The following is a 25,191-nucleotide window of genomic DNA, read 5'->3' as shown; positions in this document are numbered from 1 at the left end:
CATAATTGGAACCTCAATCATCTCTGGAAGAAGGCAAAAATCATAAAAAGTTAAAGTCACTCCGATAAACAGCTCATCATATAAAACATTTCTGTACCAATTTGATGGCAGCGTTCATCATACACCTCTTTCTCCCGGTCTGTCCCATCCGATTCTTTTGGATCACGGTAGGTGATCGGCTTTCGAAACTCGGCACCTGGTACAAACGGACAATTTTCGTCAGCGTCTGAACAGGTCATAATCGCTGCAAATTCTTTATCAGGATTTGCAGGATCGTCGAATGTTTTTGAGAAGCAGATCATCGGTTCTTCTTTTTCATCAAATCGAATCTCATATTTCGGATTTTCTCCCCCCGGATTTTTAATCTCAAATCCGGCGCGTTCTAACGCTGCAACCGCCCTGGGATTGAAAGCTGTAGCTTCCGTTCCACCCGAATACGTTTCTATATTTTCCACGCCATAGTGGTTGGCAGCTATCGCTGTCCAGATCTGAGCGAGATGACTCCGCCGGCTGTTATGAGTACAGATAAAATTCAGCTTTGCTGTCTCCGAAGTATTTAATTTCGACTGAATATATTCAGCTACTTCACCAAGTTTATCTTTTCTGTCTGAGGGAATGGAATCTAAATCAGATTCCAGTTTTGAAATGTAGGAGTTTAATTTGGGGTACATAGATTTTTTGGAATGTTTAATCCTAAGTGGTTTAATTTCCCGACCCTCTGGGTCGGAAAAGATTTAAGTCCCCCTTTGAAGGGGGAAAGCGAGCGGAGTGAGCAGGGGGGATGACTTTTTAAGTTCTGAATTGACCATATCTTGATTCTGAAGTATTACACCCCTCCCGGCTAAAGCCGTACTCCCCTCGAGGGGAGATTGATCATCCCCCATTGCCCTCTTCGAAGGGGGACACTTGACAATAAGTGCATAGATTGTTAAAAATTTGGATTATAAGTTGATTCCTCGTGGGCTCTGCCCCGAGGTAGTTCATTTTAAAAGGAGTCTAAAAAATGTCATTCTGAACGTTGCCACTTGCATTTTTTTGGGATTCAGAACCTCCATTCATTCATCAAGCCCGGAGATACCGGGTCTGTCTTTTGCAGCCTTAACTACGCGTAAAGCTTTGTAGAGCAGGCTTGGCGTAGTTAGGTCGGGGACCTGTATGACAACATTGATTTATTTAGCTTAGCTCAGATTTTTTTGGACAGTCCTTATGATTTAGATTTCTGTATATGACAATTTTTCAACAGCAACCGGAACCCGGACTACAAGCGATATCGGAATGCAGCAGATCTGTTTTTAATTCAATTTTGTCAGATGATTCTGCATCGGCGGACTTTTGTGCAAATACCGTAATACTGTAAATGCCGGCTCCGCCTGTGTTGAACTCTGCGATCTCTTTATCATTCAGATACTGTCTGAGAATCTCATCCGGGAGTTCTATCGGTTTTTCTTTTTGAATAGTGATGTTTTCAAAACCTCTATTTCGAATTTGACCGAGATAATCCTCTTTTTGAATCGCCCCGGCTACACAACCTGCATACATTTCGGCATCACTTTGCAGCGCATTTGGCAGATCCCCTTCCAGTACAATATCAGAGATACTGAAATGGCCTCCCGGTTTTAAAACACGGTGAATCTCAGCAAACACTTTCGTTTTATTGGGAACAAGGTTCAACACGCAATTACTAACAATTACATCAGCAATATTATCAGAAACGGGCATCTCTTCGATATCACCAGATCGAAATTCAACATTATTAAAGCCTAATTTTTCGGCATTTTTTCGGGCTTTCTGTATCATCGGTTCGGCAAAGTCAATTCCTATTACCTTGCCTTGTGCACCAGTTTCATGTCGGGCAACAAAACAATCATTTCCGGCGCCCGAACCGAGATCAATAACAGTATCACCCTTTTTGATTTTGGCGAATTGAGTAGGGAGGCCGCATCCAAGTCCAAGATCTGCATCGGGATTATACCCCTTCACCTCGCTGTAATCATCCGTCATAACATTATACACTTCTGTGGATTCTCCACCTCCTCCACAGCAGGAACTATTATTTTGACCAGAATCCTGTTCACTGATTTGGCTGTATTTTTGACGAACTGTTTCTTTGAGCTCTTCAGGAGATTTTTGTGTTGTTTTCATATTAGCAGCATGTTGAATTTTCAGTTGAAAGAGTTGTTAAAAAGGTTTCCATGATGGCCTTTAATTCGGCCAGGTTTTCTTCATCCAGGCAGTAGCAGGTTCTCACACCGTCAATTTCACCTTTAATAATTCCGGCTGACTTCAGCGCTTTTAGATGTTGTGAAACTGTGGATTGAGCCAATGGAAGCTGGTCGGTAATGTCACCACAGATGCATGTATCTCGCTGAGCCAGTATTTCCAAAATGGCTATTCTGGCGGGGTGTCCTAAAGCTTTTGCAAACTCGGCTGTTTTAACCTGGTTTTCTTCAAATAATTTCGCTTTTGTTATTGCCATAATCGTATATCGTAATTTTACGATGAATATAAAATGGATTCAGCCCGTTGTCAATAGTTGATAGGATATAATTTATAAAGTAAACTTGTTGCTTGCTTTGTTGTCAATCCAGAGATTGACATGTTTCAATTTGTAAAACTTCCAATCACAAACAGAAACAAGCCAAATTTGAAATAAACGGTTTCAATTTTTAATGAAAAAATTGTAATGTGTGCGACGAATAAGACGTTGTACTCAGAAATTAATTCAACACAGTATATATGAGTTTTCAAATTCTATCTTCCGGTGATAAATATGATGTTGCAATTGTTGGATCCGGAGCCGGTGGCGGGATGGCTGCCAGAATCCTTGCTGAAGCAGGACTCTCTGTTGCAGTTTTGGAAGCCGGCGGCTATTTCGATCCTGCCCAGGAAGAATACAGAACCCAATTGCGCTGGCCGTGGGAATCTCCCCGAAGAGGAGCCAGTACTGTTCGGGATTTCGGTGATTTCGATGCCGCGTGGGGTGGCTGGGAAATAGATGGTGAACCCTACACCCGGAATGATGGAACGGAGTTTGATTGGTTCAGATCCCGAATGCTTGGCGGACGAACGAATCACTGGGGACGAATTTCACTACGGTTTGGTCCGCAGGATTTTAAGAAGAAAGATATTGACGGATTGGGTGAGAACTGGCCGATCAGCTACAATGATATCAGCCCATACTACGATCGTGTTGATAAACTGATTGGCGTTTTTGGAACGAATGAAGGGTTACCCAATGATCCTGATGGATATTTTTTGCCTCCGCCAAAACCGAGACTTCATGAACTCTATATTCAAAAAGCAGCAGAACAGGCGGGAGTACCGGTAATTCCATCACGGCTTTCAATTTTGACCCGGCGCGTAAGTGATCGAAGAGGAGCCTGTTTCTATTGCAGACAGTGTAATCGGGCCTGTAATGCGTATGCTGATTTTTCAGCCGGAACATGTCTTGTGCAACCTGCCATGGAGCGCGGCACTGTTGATCTTTACACCAACGCCATGGTCCGTGAAGTAACAACCAACGGAGATGGCCTGGCTACCGGAGTTCTCTATATCAACAAGGAAGATATGAAGGAGTACCAGGTAAAAGCCCGGACAGTAGTATTGGGAGCTTCCGCTTGTGAAACTGCACGAATAATGTTGAACTCCAAGTCGGCACAACATCCCAATGGCCTGGCAAACGGCAGTGGCGTGGTAGGCCGATATCTCCATGATTCCACGGGCACTTCACGATCGGCGATTATTCCGGAACTGATTGATCGCAAGCGATATAATGAAGATGGTGTGGGCGGAATGCATGTCTATACACCCTGGTGGGGGGATAACTCCAAACTTGATTTCCCGCGCGGGTACCACCTTGAGTATTACGGAGGTATGGGGATGCCGCTTTACGGTACGGGATTTGGTATGGACTCGGCCCGGCAGTACATAAAAGATGAATTTGGAAACCCATCACCCAACGGCGGATACGGTACAGCATTGAAGCAGGATATTCGAAAACTATATGGTTCTACGGTTGGAATTTCCGGCCGGGGTGAGAGTATCGCTCGTTACGATAATTACTGCGAAATCGATCCCGACACTGTGGATAAATATGGCATTCCGGTGCTTCGCTTCAACTACACGTGGAGTGAGCATGAGGTGAAGCAAGCCAAACATATGCATGATACGTTTGAAGAGATTCTTACCAATATGGGCGGAATTCTTTTGGGGGATAAACCCGGCCCCGAAACGGATTATAACCTTGCAGCCCCCGGACGGATTATTCACGAAGTGGGAACGACAAGAATGGGCGATGATCCCTCAACATCCGTTTTGAACAAGTACGCCCAGGCTCACGAATGTGAGAACCTGTTCGTTGTAGATGCCGGTAGTTTTGTGTCTCAGGCTGATAAAAACCCCACATGGACGATTATGGCTTTGTCGTGGAGGACATCAGATTATATCGTCGATCAAATGGAAAAAGGAAATCTCTAAAACTTTTGTTATCCCCCTTTGAAGGGGGCGCAGGGGGATGATCTGTTCCATTCAGCATTTACGAATACTAAATTCAATTCAAAGATTAATACATTATAATTATGGACAGACGAGAACATCTAAAGTTATTGTTAGCAGGCGGTGCGGGAGCGGCCCTTTTTATGTCGTCTTCCTGTACGGAAGAGGATCGCCGAAGAAGTGAAGAAATAATTGCTGAGAATGGCGGCGGTCCCGGTTACGGACGAACAGAAGAAGAAGAAAAGCGTGATGCACGATTCCGTTCTCAAACTTTTTTTACAGAACATGAATTGGCAACAGTAGCTGTGTTGGCGGATATCATTATTCCGGCTGACGAGGAATCCGGTAGTGCCACGGATGCCGGAGTTCCCGATTTTATTGAATTTATGATGAAGGATTACCCTCCTTTCCAGGACCCAACACGCGGCGGGTTGATGTGGCTGGACAGCGAATGCAATAAACGGTTCGGTAAGAGATTTGTTGATTGTTCCGAAGAGGAACAGATGGAGATGGTTGATATGATCGCCTGGCCGGATGAAGCCGAGCCTGAAATGATGTATGGAGTGCGATTCTTCAACCGAATGCGAGATTTGGTGTCGACCGGGTTTTTTACCTCAGAAATGGGCGTTGAGTACATGGACTATAAGGGGAACACTCCCGGATTTTGGGACGGTGTGCCGCAGGATGTTCTTGAAGAACACGGCTTCTCTTATGATGATGAGATGATGGACAAATATATCAAACGAGAGGAGCGATATATCTTAGCTGAGTGGGATGAGGACGGGAATGTGATCAATCGGTCGGGCAATAACAGTTAATGATCTATCAATTTTTTAACGATTGCTACCTACCGGCTTGAACTTTTTGAGCTTTTCGGCTGATTCCTGAAAATATTTCTTCTCTTCCTCAAAGGTCATACCTTGAATATCTTTACTGATCTGAGTTCGCCTGTTTTGCATCAATTCGACTGCATCAAAATCTTTCTTCTTTTCTATTTTAATTTTCATAGTCCAAAAGTTCTCTGGTGTTCTAATTTCTACTGGAGAACTAATTTATCGGGATTCTGCCGACTGTCCCAAATCGTCAGAATATATACTTTTTCGTCAACCTGCTCATAAAATATTAAGTAGTCACGTACAATTTTGAATCTGACATACTTGTCGCTTGTTGGTTTGCCAATGTTCGGACGCTCGGAAATTAAATGCTCGGCTTGTTTGAATAATTCGTTTAGCTTAAGACTATAAGTATTGGATTTATTGTGTTCTATCCAATACTCGAGAATTTCTTTACGTTTTCGTTTGGCTAACGGCGACCAAATTACTTCTTTAGCCATTCATCGATTTCTTTGTTCACCTGATTGGAAGGAATACCTTTGCCATTTTTAAGTTCCTTGCGGGCTTGCTCTATCTCGTATTTTTGAAGTTCATTTAATTCATAAACCGATTCATCCAAATCTATATCCAGAAGACGATAAATCTCATCAAGAACATCTTTGTCCTCAATATTTTTGATCCTTCTGATTAATTCTTCTCTATGTTTTAGATTTTCCATAATTTAAATATACGAAAATTCAGTAGATGTAGTTAAAGGAGGCTTGTTTCTAACGCTGTTAGCGGGTCGTTGTTTATTTCACGATTGGTCATCTAAAAATTCTTGCCAGATTTCTTCTCATTTATTTCTGTGTGCTTCTGCTGATTCGTAATTTGGATATTCAACTTCTGTCACTTCATTATATTCTTGTTTTTTATATTTTTCAGTATTTGGGTGTTGAATAAAATCTTAACGTTTTTTGTGTTCAACCACCATCACATTAGTTTTCCCTAAGTCTATGTTTGTCTGTAACTTGAAACATTTAACCGTAGCTAAATTTAATGTTACACCACCGTGCGTAACTACTCTTTGTGAATTCATATTTAATTGTTGTTAAGTCCGAAAGAATTTGTTCCTAATTTGTTTTTAAAAAGTCTTTCCTTTTTAATCGCTTCGTCCGCTGTTATTGTTTTTGGTAAAAGCATTAGAATTGAAAACTGAAAATTTTGTCCGTAGTTTGAGTCATTTGCAATAAGTTCTTTAAGTGTTTTATTGTTTCCGTGACCATTTGTTGAAACGTATTTTGACCAGCGTCCCCAAATTCAGTCTTCTCCATATGCAGAACCAACATAAAGTTTACCTGTTTTTGTGTCGTTTATTAGGTAAACACCTTTTGTTGCTGAAAGCATTTTTTTCCAGTCGCTGTATTGATTTTTTATGATTTCTTTTAGTTCGTCAAAATTTAATATGAAGTCTGAATAGTCCGTGAATTGTTTGTAATGTAGTCCAGGATGGATTTGAATTACTTCCATTTCATTTTTAATCCATTGATTCCAAGAAATAGCGTTTCTCCATTGAATTATTACACGTTCTTTTAAGTCATCAAACAACTCTGTGACTTCTTCCATTTTATATTCAAAGTGGTCTTCAGCTAATTTTTGTCTATCCTTAATTCTGTAAACACCTATAAAACGAGATTGCAAGCCTTCTTCTCCGATAAATGAAACAATAAAATCAACATCATTAAAAACGTCTTTTGATTGAGAGTTTTGATATGCTAAAAATTCTTCTCTATTCGTTTTGTATAGATTGTATAAATCTTGTCGGCTGTCTTTGTGTCTTACAAGTTTAATCTTGGATTTTCTGTCGAGCTGTCTATTAAAAAGTAATTCTTGAATTGTTATCATATTAATATTTTGTTCTGTCGTTTCGGTTTTTCTACAATGCCCGCTAACATTGGCATATCACCAACGCTATTGAGGTTATCCCTACTTCGTATGCAAGTTTTATTCATATTATTCTTAAAATAATCAGGATAAGATGAAAAAAATCGGAGTTGATATCAAAGTAAGCACATCGCCTTACGCTCCAATGATATAGCAAAAATGCATGGCGTCTCTTTGAGTAAACAATCTATACAAATATCTACTGAAGTGTTAACCACAGCCAGGTTTATTCTGTCTTGCGTATCCTAATCCCATATGCATTTTGGGGATTTTGAAGAAGTAACTGACCGATATCTTCATCCGAAAAACCTCTCTCTTCCAACTCAGGAACCAGATAATCGAATATGTCGGTATATCCTCTGAAATCACCACCGTTTTCGGTATCTGCTTCATAATAACCGGCATCGTGAGAGATCAATATCTGGTTCAGAAAACCGGCTTCTTTCAGTTTACCGATTCGATCTGCAATCCTCTCAATATTTCCGGTGCCGTCGCCTTCATCATTTACGTTATCAAGCGAGATCCATGCTCCTTCTTTTGCAGCTTCAAGATTTCCTTCAAGAGTACCCGATTGTGCATGCGTCCAGACCCAGGCAGTGGGAGAGACTCCGTTATTTTTAAGTCGTTCAATCTGTTCATGTGCAGGAATGTTGCCAACGGTGTGTGAGGTGATAGTCAGCCCTGTTTCAAGATGAGTTATGATGGCAGCATCCACAATTTTTTGATGCAATTCAGACAATGGTTGTTCAGATCCAACGGACATTTTTATAAATCCCGGTCGGATTTCGCTTCCATCAATTCCGTTTTCAAATTCATCAATCCAGATGTTCGAAATTTCTTCGGCAGATCGTTCATAAGCAAGTTGAGGCATATAGGTATTATCAACAGCCCCGTAAAAACCCGTGTTGGTAATCACGTTTAGTCCGGATTGTTCGGCTAATTCTGCCAGGATAAATGGATCGCGGCCGAGATAGGCGGGAGTCAAATCAAAAAAGGTATTCACTCCCTTCTCTTTGGCCTCAAGGAAAAAGGGCAAAACTCTTTCAACAACATCATCCCTGTTCCAGCGGTGATACCCGGTACTGTCCGCACCGATCCAGTCGACCATTACATGTTCATGGACAAGAGTGGTATCCATTTCGGAAGCCTGAATGGGTCCATTCACTGTCATGATAGTGCGGCTTTCTTCCATTGAATCTGACGTGCAGGAAAGAACGGTGATCAAAGTAATGATTAAAAGAGGTACAAAAGATCTGAATGAGTGCATGGTCAAAAAAAATTGCAGTTGATATTGAAGAAAGTAACTCCTACCAAATTAAGATTTGATTCATAAATTGCAACTAAATAAGATGTTGTGTCAGGAATAAGAATTTGGGTGAATATGACATCCGAACTCTTTCAGAACAACATCCAAAACTCACGTTATTGGTTCGACATGTTAACTTTAATAATGGTTCGAGAGACTTCGGAAGTCTGTGAGTATCAGAAGGCTTTGCAAAACCGTGGTTATCGGTCAATCTGAACTCGATTCAGATTCTCCATTCGTCTTTATAGCCAGTATCTGGAGATCCTGAATCAAGCCTGCCTGCGCTAAGCTTCGGCAGACAGGTTCAGGATGACGGTCAGAGTTTTGCAAAGCCTTCTATCAGTTATTCCGGTGTTGACAAGACATGAAGATGTTGGATTTTTAGTTGTCTTCACTGTCTTTCTCGTCTTTGTCATCTTTTGTAAATAGATTTTGAATTCTGCCAAATATTGATTTTTTCTCCTCGCCATCTTCAACAACAGCTTCATCATCATCCCGGCCTTTGAAGAAGTCTTTTAGACGATCACTAAATTTATCAGGCCTGAAGTCGGGACAACTCAACCGGTAGGAAAGCTGAGTCTGTTCAGCATAGAATTGATTGGGTTGTTCAAAATCGGGATACGTTTGAAGATTTTGAAGAAAATAACCTGAAATTGGAAGAGCAGTTTGGGAAGCATAGCCCATCGCTCCATCAAATCGAACCCGGTAGTTCCAGCCGCCTACCCATGTACCAAAAACCATTTCGGGAGTCATACCCACAAACCAACCGTCGGTGTAATTTTGGGTGGTCCCGGTTTTTCCGGCAAGTGCATGATTAATCCCAAACCGAGAGCGTAGTCTGTATCCGGTTCCTTCGTTTACCGCTTTCTCAAGCATTTTAACCATCGTAGCGGCTGTACGCGGAGAAATTGATTCTTTTTTATTTAAAGCTGAAGCTATCTGTTCATTATAACCGGGAATTTCACTTTCCGGCTGATATATAACATCACCCTGCGCGTTTTTGATTGATGTGATTAGAATGGGAGCAGATGGATTTCCTCCATTTAAAAAAGTTGTATAGGAAGTAACTAATTCCATCAGGGAAACTTCGGCTGTTCCAAGAGCAATAGAGGGTTCTGGCGGGATGTAGGAATGGATTCCCATTTTTTGTGCTGTGGTTTGAACTTCAGAAATACCGGTTTCCATGAGAAGATCTACAGCAATGGTATTATAGGAGTGGGCCAAAGCAGCCGAGATAGAATATCGTCCGCCATACTCATCGGCATGGTTTCGGGGTGTCCACTCTTCATACTCTTCGTAGGTAGTAAGAACATTCCTGCGATATTCACACGGCCTGAGACCTGATTCGAGAGCCGCGGCATATACAATTGGTTTAAAAGCCGAGCCCACCTGCCGTTTTGATTTTACATGATCGTACTTAAAATGCTTATGGTTGATTCCGCCAACCCAAGCCAATACCTGTCCGTTTTGAGGATTCATTGCCAAAAAACCGGAGTTCAAAAAAGATAAATAGTGCCGCAGAGAATCGTATGGTGTTACTGATTTAGTTTCATATCCATCCCAGGTGAACAGATCCATTTTTTCCGGAGTATACAGTATGCTGTCAAGCTCAGTTTGGGTTCGGCCGGCATTTTTAAGTTGCTGGTATTGATCGGATTGCCGCCAGGCGTAATGGATGGTTGAATCGCCTTGTGATTCAAAAATGGGCTCTCTTTCAATCTGACGATTCAGCAGTCCCTGTAACTCTTCCATTTGAACGGCTACTGCTTTTTCGGCCGCCTCTTGTACGCGTGAATCAATTGTGGTCTGAATTTCCAGTCCGTCCGTATAGATATTGTATTTTTTTCCACCCGGCGCTGTAGTAGATTCCAGAATTTTTGATACTTTTTGGCGAATATGCTCGCGGAAATAGGGAGCTGGTCCCTCACTTGAAGTGATTCGTGTGTAATTGACCTGCATGGGAAGAGCTTTAACGGAATCGGCAATTTCGGGTGAGAGAGATCCATACCGTACCATCTGTGCGAGAACAATATCTCTTCTCTCTTTGGCCCTCTCCGGGTGATTTTTTGGATTGTACCAGGAAGTCCCTTTTAGCATTCCGGTCAAGGTAGCGGCCTCCTGCAGATTCAGATCGCCGGCATCTTTACTGAAAAACCGACGGGCGGCCATTTCAACTCCGTAGATCTCCTCACCAAAGGAAACGCTGTTCAGGTAAAGAGAGAGGATTTTCTCTTTTGAATAGACACGTTCCAGCCTTTGAGCGATGATCATCTCCCGGAATTTATCACCCACAAGGTGAAACCACCCGCTCTCCTCTCTTGGATATAGATTCTTTGCAAGCTGCTGGGTAATGGTACTTCCACCCCCGGTTTCCTGTCCTAAAAGTATAGTTTTAAAAAGAACCCGCGCTAATGCCCGTTCATCAATTCCATTGTGTTCGTAGAATCGTGCGTCTTCAACTGCTATCAACGCCCGGGTCATCAGAGGATTGATCTCCCCGAGAGATACTTCCGTTCGATTTTGAAGGTAATATGTTCCAAGGAGTTTTCCATCGGACGAATATACCTGAGAGGCTTCATAGTTTTGGATAGATGAGAGTTCATCCGATCCTGGTACGGGACCAAAGAAGCCTCCGTAAACCATAGAGATAAAGATGAATGCGATAACAAAAGGAAGAGCGCAAACACCAATCAGGAGGCGTTTTGTGGTTTTACTGAATTTGATCTGTTTTTTTGCCAAACTTGGAATATGGATTCGTTAGAAAAAGCGGGTCCGCAAATGATGTATACAACGAGAAGGTAGATCAGTTCCATTGGAAATACTAAACATTACGTGTTTACCGCTTAGTCTAAAAAGTGACCTTGAAGCGTCTGCAGCCTGCCTACGCTAATCCAACTATGCACAAAGCTTCGTTGGACGTGAGCTTCGGCAGACAAGCAGAGCGTCCCGACAGCTGTCGGGAAAGCGTCACGTATTCTTATAGTAAATCACCAAAAAGGACGCTTCAAGGACCTACGGACGCTTGAAGGTCTTTTAATTGGTAAACGTGTTAAACTTTAAAACCTTTATCATTCCATTGAATAGCGTATATTTGCAGCCAAACAAATACGAAATCAAACAGAAGATACTATTATGCCGAAAGCAATCATAAAAACTGAAAAAGGGGATATGGAAGTCAACTTTTTTTCTGAAGACGCTCCCAACACAGTTGATAATTTTGTAACGCTCTCGAAAAAAGGATTTTACGATGGGCTTACTTTTCACCGTGTGATCCAGGATTTTGTGATTCAGGGTGGATGCCCGAAAGGGGACGGCTCTGGCGGTCCCGGATATACGATCGATTGTGAACTGGATGGTGACAACCAACATCATGAGCGTGGAGTGTTATCAATGGCTCATGCCGGTCGTAACACGGGAGGTTCTCAATTCTTTATCTGTTTTAATCGAAAAAATACTGCTCATCTTGATGGAAATCACACAGTTTTTGGAAAAGTTGTGGAAGGCCTGGATGTGATTGATGAGATTGAGCAGGGAGATCGGATTGAGGAGATTGAGATTGTTGACTGATACTCTTATTGATACAACCGCCAGTCGATCAGGTAAACAGTTCCAAATATAACACTCAACACCACCAGGCTGAGAATCGGCTCCCAGATTACAAATCCGCCGATGGTTCCTAAAACTGCACCAAGATACTGAATGGTTTTAAGCTGTTCATTTGTAGCATTTCGAATCATTGTTTCCAGTCGCTGCTCATCATATGTTTTAAGATTTTCCTCCACTAATTTCTGAACGTTTAACTGGTTGATCAGTTTATAGAGGAGCAGGGTAATCACCTCATCTATCTTATCGCTGTTGCGGTGGATTTTGTCAGGGAATTCGTCCAGGTACTCTTCTATGTACCCAATGTTTCGTTCTGCTGTTACCGGCAGGCGCTCCAGTAGATTTTCGATAAACTGTTGCAGAGTTTGGCCGCTGAGAAAAGAATAGGTTTTTAATGCGGCTTTCTCCAGCGCCCGGTTTTGAAGTGCATCCTCAATTTCCAGTAAGATGTGATCGGATACCTTCTTCCTGAATTCAGGATTCTGAACCATCGAGTCAACATATTCAAGGAGCCAGGTTTTTAGATCTTCCCGGAAATCATCCCGCTGGGTGATCTGTTCAATATGTTCAATTGCTTGCAACCGGTAGCGGCTGATCGCTTTTGATTCACGGATTTTCTGTTTAATCAGCTCCGGATTGATGAGATCCTCCGAAACTGCATGCGAGAGACGATGCGCAATTCTGTCTTTATGGGCAGGAACCAGTCCTTGCCCCAGCAGGGGCCGTTTTTTAACCGGTTTAAAAAGCATGGTGATGGCAATCCAGTTGGTTAGATAACCGATCATACCACTGACGGAGATAATACGTATGATTCCTTCAAATTGAAGAGAGAGTGCAAAAATTTCGGCTGAGACGCCGGGAAAATCCCAAAGAAAGGATCCTAAAAACAGTCCGCAAAGAATCCAGGGGATCGGCTTTAGAAACTTTAAAATCGGAAGCTTTGCAGTGTCAGGAGAGGAGTGAATCTGGGCGTCCCTTATGTTTGTATCTGAATCAAACTCCAGGTATTTGGACAGTATTTGGCCAAGATTTTTGAAATGGCTCTTCTCCCCGGCTGATTCAGGAGATACAGATTTTTTTTCTTCTGCTTCCATATGTTGTTTTACTTCTAATGTGAATTGCTCTTTGAAGGGGACAAAGGAGGATGATTCGTACAAATCTACTTAAAGTCAAAAAGAGTAATGTTCTTTTGTTATCCACCAGTTTACTCCGCTCACTTCCTCCTTAAAAGGGGAAAGTACTCTTTAAGACGTTATGATATTGACAACAGTTTCACGTTTCAGTGTGGGTTCCTCTTTTAATCGTTTCAGTTCCATTAGTTTTTTACGTAAAGAATGTGCCTGATCCAGTTTTCCCAAGATTTGATTACCCGGAGTAACAATTCTGCCATTTAGTTCTATCCATCCTTTTGAGATCCATTCATCAACAGTTTTTCCAAAACCGGATGGTTTCATCACTCCCAGTTCATGAAGTTGAATTCCAAAATCGCTAAGAGTTACACATGGACGAAGTGACTCAGCAGATGTTACACTCTTCTCTGAATCTTGAAAAAACACTATATCCGGGTTCAGATCGCTTACCAAAATTTGATCTACCGGTTTCGGCATTGATAAGCTTTTAATTGTTTGATCATAAATCCATCGGTACAATTGCCCCGTGTTACTTGGTAGTTCTCCTGAAACGGAATCAGGTGCCAGTGAAAGATCAATGGGATGAATGCTTTCATGCGGACTTTCTGAATCCGCAATTTCCTGCAAATAGGTCGTTTTTAAGTCGTTAACAGATCCTCTTTTTAGATACTGTTTTCGAAGATCTGTCCAGGTATCACTGTAAAATGCCTGCGCAGATGTACGCGGATAACTGATCAGTGACTCTTCAGAAAAAGGTAAAATTGTTTGAAAGAGCTGATTGAGGAGAAGTTGAGAATCATATCCTGAAGGAACTTTCTGTTGATGGATTAAATACTCTAAAACATCAAATGTAGAGAGAGGTTTTGATGATCGATAATGATTGTTGCTGTGCTCTGTTCTTACGCTAATCCATTCGTCAAAATCACATTGTACATGGGCTGAGCTTTCATAAACAGAATCATTTTGGTCTAAAAAGGTTTGAAACCATTTATTTGCACCAAACACGGAGATTAAACCTGCAAATTGAAGATCAGGAGTATCTGAATATTTAGACCAGAGATGTTGTATCAGAAATCTGTTTTTCAAACGGGTTTCGAGATGAGATTCATCCAGTTCTGCGGTGTTACTCAGCATGGAGTAGATCCCCGTTCGGCTCAACCCCTGAAGTTGTGCTCTTTTTACATTAGATGATTTGATAAACCGATTTATAGACCATGCTATAAAATCACCCGAAGCATCAGAATCAACAGCTACCACAATGGTATTGGCAATTTTTGACTGTTCTTTTATCTCCTTTCGGATCTCTCGTTTTTCAGGATCAGCAATCGCTTTTATTTGATGAGTACCTGAATCGTATTTGGGACGCCAGCAGAATCCATCGGTGGAAAGAACATATACCGATGGCGGACATATTTTCTGAATAATTCCGGCAATAGTTGGAGATTCTACTATGAGGAGAGTATAGACGGACGTGTTCATAATCAGTTGTCCATCTGTTCCAGGTAGTGGTTTTCGAGTTTTGTCATGGTCTCTTTTTCGTCCGCTGATGAATCTTCATATCCCGCAAGATGGAGCAAACCATGCACAAATATACGATAAAATTCCTGTTCAGGGTCAGAGTCCATCTCATAGCTTTGTTCCTCTATTCGAGGGGCACAACAATAAAGGGTACCTTCGATGCTTTTTTTTGAGGAATCCGATGGTTCAGCATCATCATTATAATTAAACGATATAATATCGGTTACGTAATCTCTCTGCAGGTATTTTTTATTGATCTCAACAATCTCTTTCTCATCTACATACACAAGTTCCACGAGTTGAAATGTCACATTCTCGCCTTTCTGGATAAGCTGCAGAATCGTCTCAAGAGTTTTTTGATTTACGGGGAGATCAAAATGGGAGGGATTATTTACGGAAAGTACAGTTTCTTCAGGTAGATCCGGAAATTCAGGAAACGTTGTCATCGTCGAAAGAAAAGTCATCGATATCGAGTGTATCAGTCAGCGAGAGAGCTACACCACACATCATCATATCTTCAGGAAGTTGTGTGAAATCACCTGTCAGTACGGAATCATCTACATTAGAATACAAGCTGCACCCGGCCCCCTGTTCAATAATCAGGCCGGAAGTCATTCCATTCTGCTTACCGAAAAATGTAACCTGTTTCAGCATTTCGCTGGCAATGAAAGCTGTACAGTTGTGAAGTTGTAAAAAGGTATTTCCGGAATAAACGGATATCAGGTTCATGCGTTTTCCATTAACCTCAAGCCCCAGATGGATTTCGAATGCAAGTTTACTTCCGTCTTCCTGGTTTGTCATTTCCAGGCGGTAAACATCGTTACCCAGTTTTTTGGGTGTAGATTCCAACACTTTTCCAATGGACAGAATGTTCTCTTCCGTAAATTCGTGTATCATAGAGTACTCAATTGAAACTTTATTTGATGAAGCCTGTGCTAAACCACCCCGTCCGCACACTGATTTTGCGGTCAGACGGAATATTCCATAAGCTTCTGAACCTGTAATATACGATCTGAAAGAATCATATTAAATATTATCAGTTACCAAGACCAAATTGACTGACTCGCTGCCTGCTCTCCTCTATGGAATCGGGCAGTGCTAACCGCCCGTCAGTAATTGAATTCACTTCGAAACGAAGTTGCTCAGCAGATTCAATATCGTCATTTTCGTAAAAAATATTTTGTAAAATTGTTAGGCGGCTTACCGAAAAACTAATATTCTGAACAATTGATTCTCTTCTGTCAGACAACTGCTGCTGACGATTTTGCAAAGTCCGGGCTTCTTGTGTTTGAGCCCGGGAGCGTGCCATCTGGATATCTTGTTGAAGAGTTTGCAGCTCGCTCTCTAATTCATTCAGATCTTTCATGTCGTACCGTAGTTCACGCTTAAGTTGGTTGGCTACAAAAGAAGCAAGCTCTTTAGCTCTTTCTGTTTCGCCTGACTGCAAATATTTATATGCGTAAAGGGTTGCCACAGTCCAGTCGTGTTCAATATGCCGGAATGGAATGTTGTCTTCTCCATAGGCCAGCCATTTAGCGGCGTTTGTTGAATCTCCCCGTTCCATGTAGGCATCTGCCAGTTGAGAAAAACTGTACCGGTAGTTGCCAAGCATTCGGCGAATGTTTTCATCAAAGTAGACATCGGGAGAGTTCCAATTTTCGAAACGGAAATTTTCAAGGCGTTGTGCATGCACCTCGGGATCAACATATCCAAATGGTCCGGTTTGCCTTTTTTTCGGTACCACTCTGAACGCTTTGCCTTCAAACTGGAAAAAGTCATGCAAGCCAAGCTGACCCGAATTAGAAACTGTATTTGCAAAGTAAATCGGCCTCAGCCATCGGTTATTCCGCAGCATGTGGAGAATTAATTTATCCTGGGTTTGTAAATAAAAACGATCATTTCCGGCTCTGTCTCTTCCTGCCGGCCGGCCTTCGAGATACCAACTCACTTCGTCGTCCAGTTCCTCAACAGGTATAGAAAATGGTTCAGCCATTTGAAGCTGATTGTAAAGCATTGGTGTCAATTGAACATCTTCGGGCAAACCGCCTTGTCTGAAAAACTGGCTGGTAGAATCTTCGAGTTGCGAGGGGGTGGCCTCGAATACAGATGTTAAAAGATCCTTATCAACCGGAATGGTAATTTGTTCTGGTTCATGTAATTCAAGTTGAGACGTCATCTCGTCGATCTCCTCATCGGTAAGAGTAATCGGGAGAGGCAGGGATTCGTGAGTGGTTCTGTCGCGAAGCTGTTTGATATACCAGTCCGTATTTAACAAACTAAGATTTACAACCCGAACATCCGTCCTTACGCCTTCAACCTCCTGGATATACCAAAGTGGGAATGTGTCATTATCACCATTTGTAAAGACAATGGCATTTTCCTCGAGCGATTGAAGAAGATTGTAAGCATAATCTCTGGCTACGTATCGTTCACTGCGATCGTGGCTGTGCCAGTTTTCAGTGAGCATCCAGCCGGGAACAGCTAAAAACATTAATGTTAGGGACGCAAAAACCACCTGCTTACTTTTTCCGGTGGCGTCTTTAATCATTTCAACGATACCGGTTGCGCCTAAACCAATCCAGATGGTAAAGGCAAAAAACGATCCCACGTAGGCATAGTCCCGCTCGCGCGGTTCAAACGGTGTTTGATTGAGATAGAAAATGATGGCAAGGCCTGTTAGTAAAAACAATGCTAAAATAGAGAGACCCCTTTTCCAGTCATTCTTGAAATGGTAGAGAAACCCGAACAAACCAATGAGCAGCGGCAAGTAAAAATATCCCGAATGGGCAGGATTATTAGAGTGGCGGGTCTCTGAAAATCCGGCATACCACCCTGCATCCTGTACATCTGCATCGCGGCCAATAAAATTCCAGTTAAAATAACGCAGATACATGTGATTGACCTGGTAGTTCAGGAAATAGGATAGATCGGAATCGAATTGTGAATAATACTGCATATGCCGGGGTTGTGCAGAGTGGCGTCGCGGGAAAAGAACCTCCTCTTCACGATCAATTGCTCCGATGGAATTATCGTATGTATTTCCCATCAGAAGGGGAGATTTTCCATATTGATCCCGGCTGAGATAGCTCACAAAATCCTGAACAGTAGATGGGTCATTCTCATCGATTGGCGGTTCTGCCTGAGAGCGAATCATAATTAATGCATAACTTGAATACCCGATCATTATCATTGCATATGCAAGTAATATAATATTGGCAATTCTGTGGTTGTGCTTATGCGTATAGTATATTCCGTAACTTAATGCTGCAATGACAAGAATAACGAATGTCATTGGGCCTATTAAGCCGTATGTGTAGGACCCGATCTGCCCGGCAATATCCGGCAGCCAAATAACTGTTACAGGATAAACAGAAAAGAACCCGAGGACGGCAATACCAGCCATTAGTAAAAATGAGGAGGCGGAAAGTTCTACTTTCTTAAAGTAGATAATCATGGCTACGAAAAAGATTGCCAGTAAATTAAGAAGGTGAACGCCAATGCCTATACCAAACAGGTAGGCAATAACGATTAACCATCGCTCGGCATAAGGTTTTTTGTGATTCGCCGACCATTTTAAGGAGAGCCAAACAACAAGTGCCGTCAGGAACATAGAAGACGCGTACATTTCTGCCTCAACCGCATTAAACCACTGTGTGTGTGTAACTGTAAAAGTGAACGCCCCGAAGAGTCCGCCGGCATACAAACCAATCTTATCCATAAAATCCATCTCGTCAGCAGGTCCGCGCCACTCTTCAATCAGTCTCACAATAATCAGATATAATAACATGATTGTAAATGACGAGACAGTAACACTAATCATATTGATGCTCAAAGCCACATATTCTGTAGGTATAAACATAGATACTACCCTGCCAATAAGGGCAAAAAACGGTGATCCAGGTGGATGGGCAATCTGCAGTGTATGAGATATAGCAATATATTCAGCTGCATCCCAAAAAGAGGTGGTAGGAGCAACTGTCATCGTGTAGATTACAAAAGCATATATGAAGCTAATTGTAGCAAAGAAAAAGTTTCGCTTCCGGTGGTTAGCGAAAATTGACGATAAATCCATAAAATCGATTTAAAGTTATCTAATGTTTGATCTGCACTTTTGAACAGTTCATAACGAGACGGTCTCCATGATATTTCTGTTATCATGGATTATAGTTCAACATATTCATTGAATGGGCAAAGATACCGAATCAGACTTTGAAAGCACAATTGAAAAATTTTGTAGTTCAAATATTATGACTGAATTGTATAAACAAGATATGAAGTGCTTGCAAATGACTGGAAAGATGGTTATCAACTGAATTGTGTCCGAAAAGATCATCAATTCCAAAAAATGGATTCACATTTAAAAGGCAGTAAACGGCCCAAAGAGCGGTTTAGCACAAAGTGGGGACTTATTCTAAGTGTTTTGGGGATTGCCGTAGGTACGGGAAATATCTGGCGCTTTCCCCGAATCGCAGCACAAAATGGAGGGGAAACAGGTGCTGGTGCTTTTCTGATTGCGTGGGTTACTTTTCTGTTTATCTGGTCTATTCCGCTCATTATTGCTGAATATGGAATTGGCCGGAATGGCCGGAAAGGTGTGGTCGGCTCATACATAAAAATGGTTGGAAAAAATTCCGCCTGGATGGGGAGTTTTATAGGATTTGTGGCTACGGCTATCATGTTTTACTACAGTGTAGTGGCCGGTTGGTGTGCATATTATCTGATTGAGTCCGTTTTTTCTGTACTTCCCGAAAGTTTGGATCATGCCGAGATGGTATGGGCCGGTTTCCAAAGTTCTACGTTACCCTCTATTTTTCATGCGTTAATGATCTTTCTCGGGGCACTTGTGATACTAAAAGGAGTTAAAAGTATCGAACGGATTAACCTGATTTTGATCCCCTCGCTACTTTTAGTTCTTGTAATTTCGTTGATAAAGGCACTCTCACTTACCGGTAGTGGTGCAGGAGTCGCTTATCTTTTCACACCAGATTGGTCTACTTTGAAAGAGCCCGGATTATGGCTCGAAGCGCTCACTCAAAATGCCTGGGATACGGGAGCTGCATGGGGATTAATCTTAACATATGGGGCTTATATGCGCTCCAGCGATGACATCACAATCAGCGCTTTTCAAACCGGTATTGGAAATAACCTGGTTTCATTGATGGCGGCTGTCATTATCTTTTCAACTGTTTTTGGAACTTTGGGCTCATCCATGACTGACGGAGAGATTTTAGAGGTGATGCGCACATCCGGTCCGGCATCAACGGGGCTTACATTTATGTGGATGCCACAACTTTTTAATGAGATGACGGGGGGTCGAATTTTTGCAATTCTCTTTTTCCTCGGGCTTACCTTTGCAGCTTTCAGTTCACTCATCTCTATGATAGAATTGGCTACAAAGGTATTTGTTGATATGGGAGTTGCACGCAAAAATGCAACTATTGGTGTTTGTATTGTGGGATTTTTATTTGGAATGCCATCTGCTATTTCTGTTGATTTTCTCGCCAACCAGGATTTTGTGTGGGGGATTGGGCTGATGGTATCCGGCGGATTCATCTCATTTGCTGTAATTCGATTTGGAGCTGATAAATTCAGAGATACTTTGGTTAATACAGATGAGAGCCGGATTAAACTTGGATACTGGTGGTCAATTATCATCAAATATGTAATACCGGTTGAAGTGATAACACTTCTGGTATGGTGGATCTATTTAAGCGCCACAAGTTTTGCTCCCGATACCTGGTACAACCCACTTAGTTCATTTTCTGTAGCAACAGTGTTCCTGCAGTGGGGAGTGATGATGATCTTGTTCAAGATCTACAATAGGAAAATTGCTGATAAAACGATTTTGAATTGAGTCTTTAAGAAATCCGCGAAGTTTTTCGTCTTAATACATCAAAAACTATTTCTATTTCCATCTTTACATAAGTGAAACTTCGCGGATTTATCACCAAACAATTTTGGATAGCAGCTAAATCTTCTTCTCAATTCGCTGAAGGGTTTCAAGAATAGATTGAAGTGTTTCCTTTGATTTGCTATCACCTGATGAAGATTGAGTAGGGGAGGATGATGATCCCAGGTCGGTAATTTTATCTCTTTGGTCAATTACTTTCTCTCTGAACTCTCTCGCATCAACAATTCCTATCAGAGACATATCCGTACCTGTCTGGTTACTTTGTCCGGCTGTTTCTATTTTTAAAATGCTTAATCCAAAATACCTGAGAAGAGGTCCCTCCCGAAAAGTTAGATCCTGGATCTTGTCCAATGGAATGGTTCGTTCTACCTGGAAAAGGACTCCCTTTCTGAATTTTAGCGCCCGGGAGGTGAGTTCACAAAAAAGACTGTCGAAATATCTGTTCAGATACATTCGCCCGAAGATCAGCCAAAAAGGGATTAACACAATTCCAAAAATAGTAATGCAGCAGATCAAAATAACTGTGGCATTTATATAAGTTTTTATTTTTGGGTTGAATGATGCCTCAACAAGTGTTTGTGCTTTTCTGCTTGAACTTTGTGTATCCATATTATTGCAATAAATATTCGATTCCCAAGTAATGAATTGAATCCTGATGACAAGTACAATAAAAAAATCAGCATCTGGAATATTCCAAATACTGATTTATAAAGAAAAGATTAAATTTGAGACTCAATCAACTAAATCATCAACCGAACATTTTGTTTGTTCAAGTAATCATTATTCGTTTGATTGTGTTGTCTGCTCAGAATCTTTAGGCACAAAATGAAGCGCGGCTGAATTCATGCAATACCGGAGTCCGGTTGGTTGTGGCCCGTCATCAAATACATGGCCGATATGGGAATCACAACGGCTGCATACAATTTCTGTTCGGGTCATGAAAAAGCTATTGTCTTCTTTTTCTTCAACAGCATCTTCATCGATTGGCTTGTAGAAACTCGGCCAGCCGGTTCCGCTTTTATATTTGGTATCAGAATGGAAAAGTGGTTGTCCGCATGCTTTGCAGAGATACACTCCTGTTTCTTCATTGCTATTGTATTCGTTGATAAAAGGTATCTCTGTACCTTTCTTTCGTAGAACTCTAAACTCTTCTGAGGAAAGTCGGTTTTTCCATTCTTCTTCAGTTCGAACTACTTTTTCTTTGTTTTGTGAGTCGCTCATAGCTTCGGTATATGTAATATTGTTCAAAAAATGTTGGTGATCTTCCTCGGTCACTTCCTGATTCTGCGCAAAAGAGTTACAGGATATTGTAATTGCAATGAGAAGATATGCAGTTATATATAGGGTAAATTTTTTCATAATTGTCTTATTTCATATTCGGAACAATTCCAATCGTATTTACATTCGCTTTTTAATGACTTTCTACGACAATGGTCATCAGATTGTATGAATAGACAACTTTATTTTGATTCGTTTCGTACCCTAAAATTGAAAATGTTAGAAAATTGTTAAGGTTTGTCTAAAACGAAGGTAAGGAAGAGAATTTATCCTGATTGGCTGTGAACGTAATAAGCTACACCCCAAATAAAAACCCAGCCGGCAGCGGTGATATAGTGTATTCCATACGCAAGAAAAGCTACATTTAGAAAATAGAGAATATGGTACATCCAGTTTGGTGCGCTTTTGGTTTTTCTTTTGGTAATGGACCTGAAGTTTTGATTAAGTAGCGTAAACAGGCGAGCCAATACCATCAAACCGGTATATATATAAACTACATATTCCAATACAACTGTTGTATCAAAAAAGACAACAATCGCGATTACGATAGTGGCTATCAAATCTACGGTGATATGTTTTAGCCACTGCATCTAAATCGGGAGAGAATAAAAAATGCCTGTGAATGTAAAAAACTTATTGGAGCTGAATAACTTCTTTTGCCTGTAAGCCTTTCTCACCATCAGCAATTGTAAATTCAACTTTTTCTCCTTCGCTCAGTTTTTTAAATCCATCACTTTGAATTTCTGAGTAATGTACAAATACATCGTCACCATCTTCGCGGGTAATGAATCCATACCCTTTACCATTATGAAACCATTTAACAGTTCCTACTTCACGGTTTTCCATAAATAAATCCCATCTAACTAAGTTCCCATTGATAGTTATAACAGCCTGATCTTGTATAACAAAACCAAAACCATCATTTGCTAAAATACTTGGTTCGAACCTTTTAAGCAATAATCACTGTAAGTTCAAAAAAACCAATAGGAAAAAGGCTGAAATATTGTAAATGAGGTGTTAAAAATGGTAAATAGAGTTAAAATTACAGCTATATTTTAAGTCAGAAATACCGATATGTAAATAAAGTGATGTAATAATTTTACTCTTTTCTGTGAGTACGTCTAAAATAAACTTACTTGAATTCCTGCTCTGAAATTTCGGCTGCTACCCGGTTCGAAGTATCGATTTCCAAAAGCATTTACAAAAACTGACGAATTGTAACGGGTATCAAGAATATTATTTACAGCTACGAATGGTCGAAAAGTTCCTTCCTCAAATAGTTGCGGAACCTGAACTGTCCAGCGAAAATGAAGGAGACCATAGGAGCTGTTTTTGGCAGAGTTTTCACTATCTGCATAGTAACTGCTAATCCACTCGCTGTCGAGACTGAACTGGTGGTTTCCGGGAGTGAAATTCACTGAAGCACCAGCTCTGAAAGGGGCAACTCCGGGAAGATCATTTCCATCATAATTTCCACCATTGAATTTGGCTTGGAGATAATTGAGCATCAAGCGAAAATCGATATTTGTTCCGGTATTGTAAGCCAGGCCAAGTTCTACACCATAGTGATTGGTTTGTCCTTCATTTTGAAAATAAACCGGCCCGTCTTCAAGCTCAATTGGGACCAAGATATCTTCAACTTTCATTCCGTAAACTGCAAAATCGTAGCTTAGGCTATTGTTTCTTCCACGAATTCCGGTTTCGAGGCTAATCGTTTTTTCAGGTTCTATTGATTGGTTAAATCCGGCTCCTCCCGAAGGCCTGTTTACCAGTTCTGTAGTGGTTGGCGATTCAAAAGAGGTACTGAAGTTTGCAAAGACAGAGGAGGTATTCAGATCATACATCAGCCCAAAACTCGGGTTAACTGAGAAAAAAGAACGTGAGCCTTCAGCTTCATTATTCAAAGAGTTCGGAGTTTCATAATTCAACCAGTCTGCCCTGGCTCCGGCACTGACTGAAAATCGTTCGGTAACCGGCACAGAAATTCTTGAAAAAATTGCCTGGTTGGTTACCCGCTCTTCTTGCTCCAGGCTAATGTCATTACCAGGTTCGCCATTAACATTATTGGTTTCGAGTCGGTCATCATCCTGGATTTTTAACTCTCCGCCAACTTGCAGATCAAAGGAAAGCTCATTGAACTGGTAGGTTGAGCGAACTCCGCCTGCATATCGTTCAAGGTTTATCACTCCAAATGTCAAAGGATTTTGGACATCTCTGTATGTACCATGTGCAGAAATATCCAGTATTCCCGAACTAAATTGATGAATGTAAGATGAACCGATCATCGCCTGATCTATAGTTTTTCCCGCCTGGTTTTCTACAAAACTTGGAGTTGCGTTCTGGGGTGTATCTTGCGAATCTTCTTTGGTTAATGAACCCGGATGTTGCGCTTTAGGCATTCCTGTGTACGCCACTCTGACGCTAAAATTTCCATTGTCGGAAACAGGCCGTTCCAAACCAAGGCTTCCGCGGTATAATCTTGCAGCACTGTGGTTTCGATATCCATTTGTCTCAAAATAGGTTCCATATCCGTAGAGGCGGGTTTTACCAATGGTTGAGTTTAATTCCAGTTCTTGTTTAACAGTACTGAATGATCCGCCATATCCTCGATATTTTAGTGCAGGTGCATCAGGTTGAGGTTCAGTTGAAAGAAACAGTACACCTCCACTGGAGTTTCCCCAAAAGGTACCTGCCGGGCCTCGTAAAAGTTCAATTCGTTTCACAGCAGCAGGATCTATCATGTTCATAATGGTTTGACCATCAGCAACAGTAAGGGGCATGTTATCAAGAATAACCTGTGTGCCTCTCACTCCAAACTGTGTTCTCCACCCTAATCCCCGGATGGTAAGGCGTTCGCCCAATGCATAATTTTCCCGATTACTTATAAAAATACCCGGCATGGTATAGGTCAGTTCATCCATTGTAGCTGATGGTTTTGATGCCAAATCAGCGGAGTTTCGCAACATATAGGTTAAAGACATCGGTGCTTCTCCTACGGTAATAGAAGAGTGCGTTGCTTTAACTTGAATTTCATCGAGTTCTACGGAAAGTGTATCATCAGAAATAACCTGGGCATGAGTATAGGGAACTGTAACCAAAACCAGCAGGAACAAAATTAAATAAACTTTTTGAAGCTCTTTTCGTATTGTTGAGTGCATTAAATCTGTGTTATTTTATTAAATATGGATTACTATA

At 41.4% G+C, this 25,191-nt stretch carries 23 protein-coding genes; 4 read left to right on the top strand and 19 right to left on the bottom strand.

Annotated elements, in window-relative coordinates; genetic code table 11:
- Positions 1–56 precede the first annotated feature (56 nt).
- The 3 genes from U5K72_17550 to U5K72_17540 all read right to left on the bottom strand — a co-directional run bounded on the left by U5K72_17550 (position 57) and on the right by U5K72_17540 (position 2,476).
- On the bottom strand, positions 57–671 hold the full coding sequence (locus U5K72_17550; protein MDZ7720626.1) for a protein-tyrosine-phosphatase: 615 nt from the start codon (positions 669–671) through the stop codon (positions 57–59).
- A gap of 565 nt (positions 672–1,236) precedes the next feature.
- A complete protein-coding gene (locus U5K72_17545; protein ID MDZ7720625.1) occupies positions 1,237–2,142 on the bottom strand; it encodes an arsenite methyltransferase in 906 nt (301 codons plus the stop codon).
- A 1-nt stretch (position 2,143) separates the two neighbouring features.
- Positions 2,144–2,476, bottom strand: a complete 333-nt coding sequence (locus U5K72_17540; GenBank protein MDZ7720624.1) for a metalloregulator ArsR/SmtB family transcription factor — start codon at positions 2,474–2,476, stop codon at positions 2,144–2,146.
- 260 nt (positions 2,477–2,736) lie between these two features.
- Here U5K72_17540 and U5K72_17535 point away from each other — a divergent pair, with 260 nt between their 5' ends.
- Positions 2,737–4,476 (top strand): GMC family oxidoreductase, encoded by a 1,740-nt coding sequence (locus U5K72_17535; protein ID MDZ7720623.1) that lies wholly within the window; start codon positions 2,737–2,739, stop codon positions 4,474–4,476.
- Positions 4,477–4,577: 101 nt separating this feature from the next.
- Positions 4,578–5,312, top strand: a complete 735-nt coding sequence (locus U5K72_17530) for a gluconate 2-dehydrogenase subunit 3 family protein (protein MDZ7720622.1) — start codon at positions 4,578–4,580, stop codon at positions 5,310–5,312.
- A 15-nt stretch (positions 5,313–5,327) separates the two neighbouring features.
- Here the strand turns inward: U5K72_17530 and U5K72_17525 are convergent, their stop codons facing one another.
- From U5K72_17525 to U5K72_17500, 6 genes are all read right to left on the bottom strand, one after another.
- Positions 5,328–5,501, bottom strand: coding sequence for a hypothetical protein (locus U5K72_17525; GenBank protein ID MDZ7720621.1), 174 nt, complete (start codon positions 5,499–5,501; stop codon positions 5,328–5,330).
- A 29-nt stretch (positions 5,502–5,530) separates the two neighbouring features.
- Complete coding sequence (locus tag U5K72_17520) at positions 5,531–5,827, bottom strand: type II toxin-antitoxin system RelE/ParE family toxin (protein ID MDZ7720620.1); 297 nt, start codon at positions 5,825–5,827, stop codon at positions 5,531–5,533.
- Positions 5,812–6,045 carry a hypothetical protein gene (locus U5K72_17515; GenBank protein MDZ7720619.1) on the bottom strand — a complete coding sequence of 78 codons (234 nt, stop codon included), beginning with the start codon at positions 6,043–6,045 and terminating at the stop codon, positions 5,812–5,814. Before U5K72_17515 ends, U5K72_17520 begins: the two co-directional genes overlap by 16 nt.
- A gap of 581 nt (positions 6,046–6,626) precedes the next feature.
- Entirely contained in the window at positions 6,627–7,211 is a 585-nt protein-coding gene (locus tag U5K72_17510; protein MDZ7720618.1) for a hypothetical protein, read from the bottom strand.
- A 265-nt stretch (positions 7,212–7,476) separates the two neighbouring features.
- Positions 7,477–8,421 carry a hypothetical protein gene (locus U5K72_17505; protein ID MDZ7720617.1) on the bottom strand — a complete coding sequence of 315 codons (945 nt, stop codon included), beginning with the start codon at positions 8,419–8,421 and terminating at the stop codon, positions 7,477–7,479.
- A 516-nt stretch (positions 8,422–8,937) separates the two neighbouring features.
- Positions 8,938–11,295, bottom strand: coding sequence for a transglycosylase domain-containing protein (locus U5K72_17500; GenBank protein ID MDZ7720616.1), 2,358 nt, complete (start codon positions 11,293–11,295; stop codon positions 8,938–8,940).
- 393 nt (positions 11,296–11,688) lie between these two features.
- Here U5K72_17500 and U5K72_17495 point away from each other — a divergent pair, with 393 nt between their 5' ends.
- Positions 11,689–12,123 (top strand): peptidylprolyl isomerase, encoded by a 435-nt coding sequence (locus tag U5K72_17495; protein ID MDZ7720615.1) that lies wholly within the window; start codon positions 11,689–11,691, stop codon positions 12,121–12,123.
- Between the two features lie 5 nt (positions 12,124–12,128).
- Here the strand turns inward: U5K72_17495 and U5K72_17490 are convergent, their stop codons facing one another.
- The 5 genes from U5K72_17490 to U5K72_17470 all read right to left on the bottom strand — a co-directional run bounded on the left by U5K72_17490 (position 12,129) and on the right by U5K72_17470 (position 18,879).
- The gene (locus U5K72_17490; GenBank protein ID MDZ7720614.1) at positions 12,129–13,253 is read right to left on the bottom strand and encodes a DUF445 family protein; all 1,125 of its coding nucleotides are present in this window, start codon (positions 13,251–13,253) and stop codon (positions 12,129–12,131) included.
- Between the two features lie 150 nt (positions 13,254–13,403).
- A complete protein-coding gene (locus tag U5K72_17485; protein MDZ7720613.1) occupies positions 13,404–14,768 on the bottom strand; it encodes a toprim domain-containing protein in 1,365 nt (454 codons plus the stop codon).
- A gap of 2 nt (positions 14,769–14,770) precedes the next feature.
- Positions 14,771–15,271, bottom strand: coding sequence for an rRNA maturation RNase YbeY (ybeY, locus tag U5K72_17480; GenBank protein MDZ7720612.1), 501 nt, complete (start codon positions 15,269–15,271; stop codon positions 14,771–14,773).
- Positions 15,237–15,704 carry a hypothetical protein gene (locus U5K72_17475; protein MDZ7720611.1) on the bottom strand — a complete coding sequence of 156 codons (468 nt, stop codon included), beginning with the start codon at positions 15,702–15,704 and terminating at the stop codon, positions 15,237–15,239. Before U5K72_17475 ends, ybeY begins: the two co-directional genes overlap by 35 nt.
- 139 nt (positions 15,705–15,843) lie before the next feature.
- Positions 15,844–18,879: a DUF2723 domain-containing protein gene (locus U5K72_17470; protein MDZ7720610.1), complete on the bottom strand. Its 3,036-nt coding sequence runs from the start codon at positions 18,877–18,879 to the stop codon at positions 15,844–15,846.
- A 273-nt stretch (positions 18,880–19,152) separates the two neighbouring features.
- Between U5K72_17470 and U5K72_17465 the strand changes: the two genes are divergently transcribed.
- Complete coding sequence (locus tag U5K72_17465) at positions 19,153–20,661, top strand: sodium-dependent transporter (GenBank protein MDZ7720609.1); 1,509 nt, start codon at positions 19,153–19,155, stop codon at positions 20,659–20,661.
- 114 nt (positions 20,662–20,775) lie between these two features.
- Here the strand turns inward: U5K72_17465 and U5K72_17460 are convergent, their stop codons facing one another.
- The 5 genes from U5K72_17460 to U5K72_17440 form a co-directional block, all read right to left on the bottom strand.
- Positions 20,776–21,327 (bottom strand): PH domain-containing protein, encoded by a 552-nt coding sequence (locus U5K72_17460; GenBank protein MDZ7720608.1) that lies wholly within the window; start codon positions 21,325–21,327, stop codon positions 20,776–20,778.
- 171 nt (positions 21,328–21,498) lie between these two features.
- A complete protein-coding gene (msrB, locus tag U5K72_17455; GenBank protein ID MDZ7720607.1) occupies positions 21,499–22,077 on the bottom strand; it encodes a peptide-methionine (R)-S-oxide reductase MsrB in 579 nt (192 codons plus the stop codon).
- A 185-nt stretch (positions 22,078–22,262) separates the two neighbouring features.
- The gene (locus tag U5K72_17450; protein ID MDZ7720606.1) at positions 22,263–22,586 is read right to left on the bottom strand and encodes a hypothetical protein; all 324 of its coding nucleotides are present in this window, start codon (positions 22,584–22,586) and stop codon (positions 22,263–22,265) included.
- A gap of 43 nt (positions 22,587–22,629) precedes the next feature.
- Positions 22,630–22,842, bottom strand: coding sequence for a cold shock domain-containing protein (locus tag U5K72_17445; GenBank protein ID MDZ7720605.1), 213 nt, complete (start codon positions 22,840–22,842; stop codon positions 22,630–22,632).
- Positions 22,843–23,117: 275 nt separating this feature from the next.
- The gene (locus U5K72_17440; protein MDZ7720604.1) at positions 23,118–25,154 is read right to left on the bottom strand and encodes a TonB-dependent receptor; all 2,037 of its coding nucleotides are present in this window, start codon (positions 25,152–25,154) and stop codon (positions 23,118–23,120) included.
- Between the last annotated feature and the right edge of the window lie 37 nt (positions 25,155–25,191).

The organism is Balneolaceae bacterium, assembly GCA_034521495.1.
GTDB lineage: Bacteria > Bacteroidota > Rhodothermia > Balneolales > Balneolaceae > Rhodohalobacter.
This window is presented reverse-complemented; position numbering and strand designations above follow the sequence as displayed.

Bases quoted from the DNA above. Each gene is read 5' to 3' on its own strand.
- U5K72_17450 (MDZ7720606.1), bottom strand. From the start codon at position 22,586: ATGCAGTGGCTAAAACATATCACCGTAGATTTGATAGCCACTATCGTA.
- U5K72_17460 (MDZ7720608.1), bottom strand. From the start codon at position 21,327: ATGGATACACAAAGTTCAAGCAGAAAAGCACAAACACTTGTTGAGGCA.
- U5K72_17485 (MDZ7720613.1), bottom strand. From the start codon at position 14,768: ATGAACACGTCCGTCTATACTCTCCTCATAGTAGAATCTCCAACTATT.
- U5K72_17475 (MDZ7720611.1), bottom strand. From the start codon at position 15,704: ATGATACACGAATTTACGGAAGAGAACATTCTGTCCATTGGAAAAGTG.
- U5K72_17470 (MDZ7720610.1), bottom strand. From the start codon at position 18,879: ATGGATTTATCGTCAATTTTCGCTAACCACCGGAAGCGAAACTTTTTC.
- U5K72_17445 (MDZ7720605.1), bottom strand. From the start codon at position 22,842: ATGGAAAACCGTGAAGTAGGAACTGTTAAATGGTTTCATAATGGTAAA.
- U5K72_17490 (MDZ7720614.1), bottom strand. From the start codon at position 13,253: ATGGAAGCAGAAGAAAAAAAATCTGTATCTCCTGAATCAGCCGGGGAG.
- U5K72_17545 (MDZ7720625.1), bottom strand. From the start codon at position 2,142: ATGAAAACAACACAAAAATCTCCTGAAGAGCTCAAAGAAACAGTTCGT.
- U5K72_17510 (MDZ7720618.1), bottom strand. From the start codon at position 7,211: ATGATAACAATTCAAGAATTACTTTTTAATAGACAGCTCGACAGAAAA.
- U5K72_17550 (MDZ7720626.1), bottom strand. From the start codon at position 671: ATGTACCCCAAATTAAACTCCTACATTTCAAAACTGGAATCTGATTTA.
- U5K72_17525 (MDZ7720621.1), bottom strand. From the start codon at position 5,501: ATGAAAATTAAAATAGAAAAGAAGAAAGATTTTGATGCAGTCGAATTG.
- U5K72_17515 (MDZ7720619.1), bottom strand. From the start codon at position 6,045: ATGGAAAATCTAAAACATAGAGAAGAATTAATCAGAAGGATCAAAAAT.
- msrB (MDZ7720607.1), bottom strand. From the start codon at position 22,077: ATGAAAAAATTTACCCTATATATAACTGCATATCTTCTCATTGCAATT.
- U5K72_17505 (MDZ7720617.1), bottom strand. From the start codon at position 8,421: ATGACAGTGAATGGACCCATTCAGGCTTCCGAAATGGATACCACTCTT.
- U5K72_17440 (MDZ7720604.1), bottom strand. From the start codon at position 25,154: ATGCACTCAACAATACGAAAAGAGCTTCAAAAAGTTTATTTAATTTTG.
- ybeY (MDZ7720612.1), bottom strand. From the start codon at position 15,271: ATGACTTTTCTTTCGACGATGACAACGTTTCCTGAATTTCCGGATCTA.
- U5K72_17465 (MDZ7720609.1), top strand. From the start codon at position 19,153: ATGGATTCACATTTAAAAGGCAGTAAACGGCCCAAAGAGCGGTTTAGC.
- U5K72_17535 (MDZ7720623.1), top strand. From the start codon at position 2,737: ATGAGTTTTCAAATTCTATCTTCCGGTGATAAATATGATGTTGCAATT.
- U5K72_17530 (MDZ7720622.1), top strand. From the start codon at position 4,578: ATGGACAGACGAGAACATCTAAAGTTATTGTTAGCAGGCGGTGCGGGA.
- U5K72_17495 (MDZ7720615.1), top strand. From the start codon at position 11,689: ATGCCGAAAGCAATCATAAAAACTGAAAAAGGGGATATGGAAGTCAAC.
- U5K72_17520 (MDZ7720620.1), bottom strand. From the start codon at position 5,827: ATGGCTAAAGAAGTAATTTGGTCGCCGTTAGCCAAACGAAAACGTAAA.
- U5K72_17540 (MDZ7720624.1), bottom strand. From the start codon at position 2,476: ATGGCAATAACAAAAGCGAAATTATTTGAAGAAAACCAGGTTAAAACA.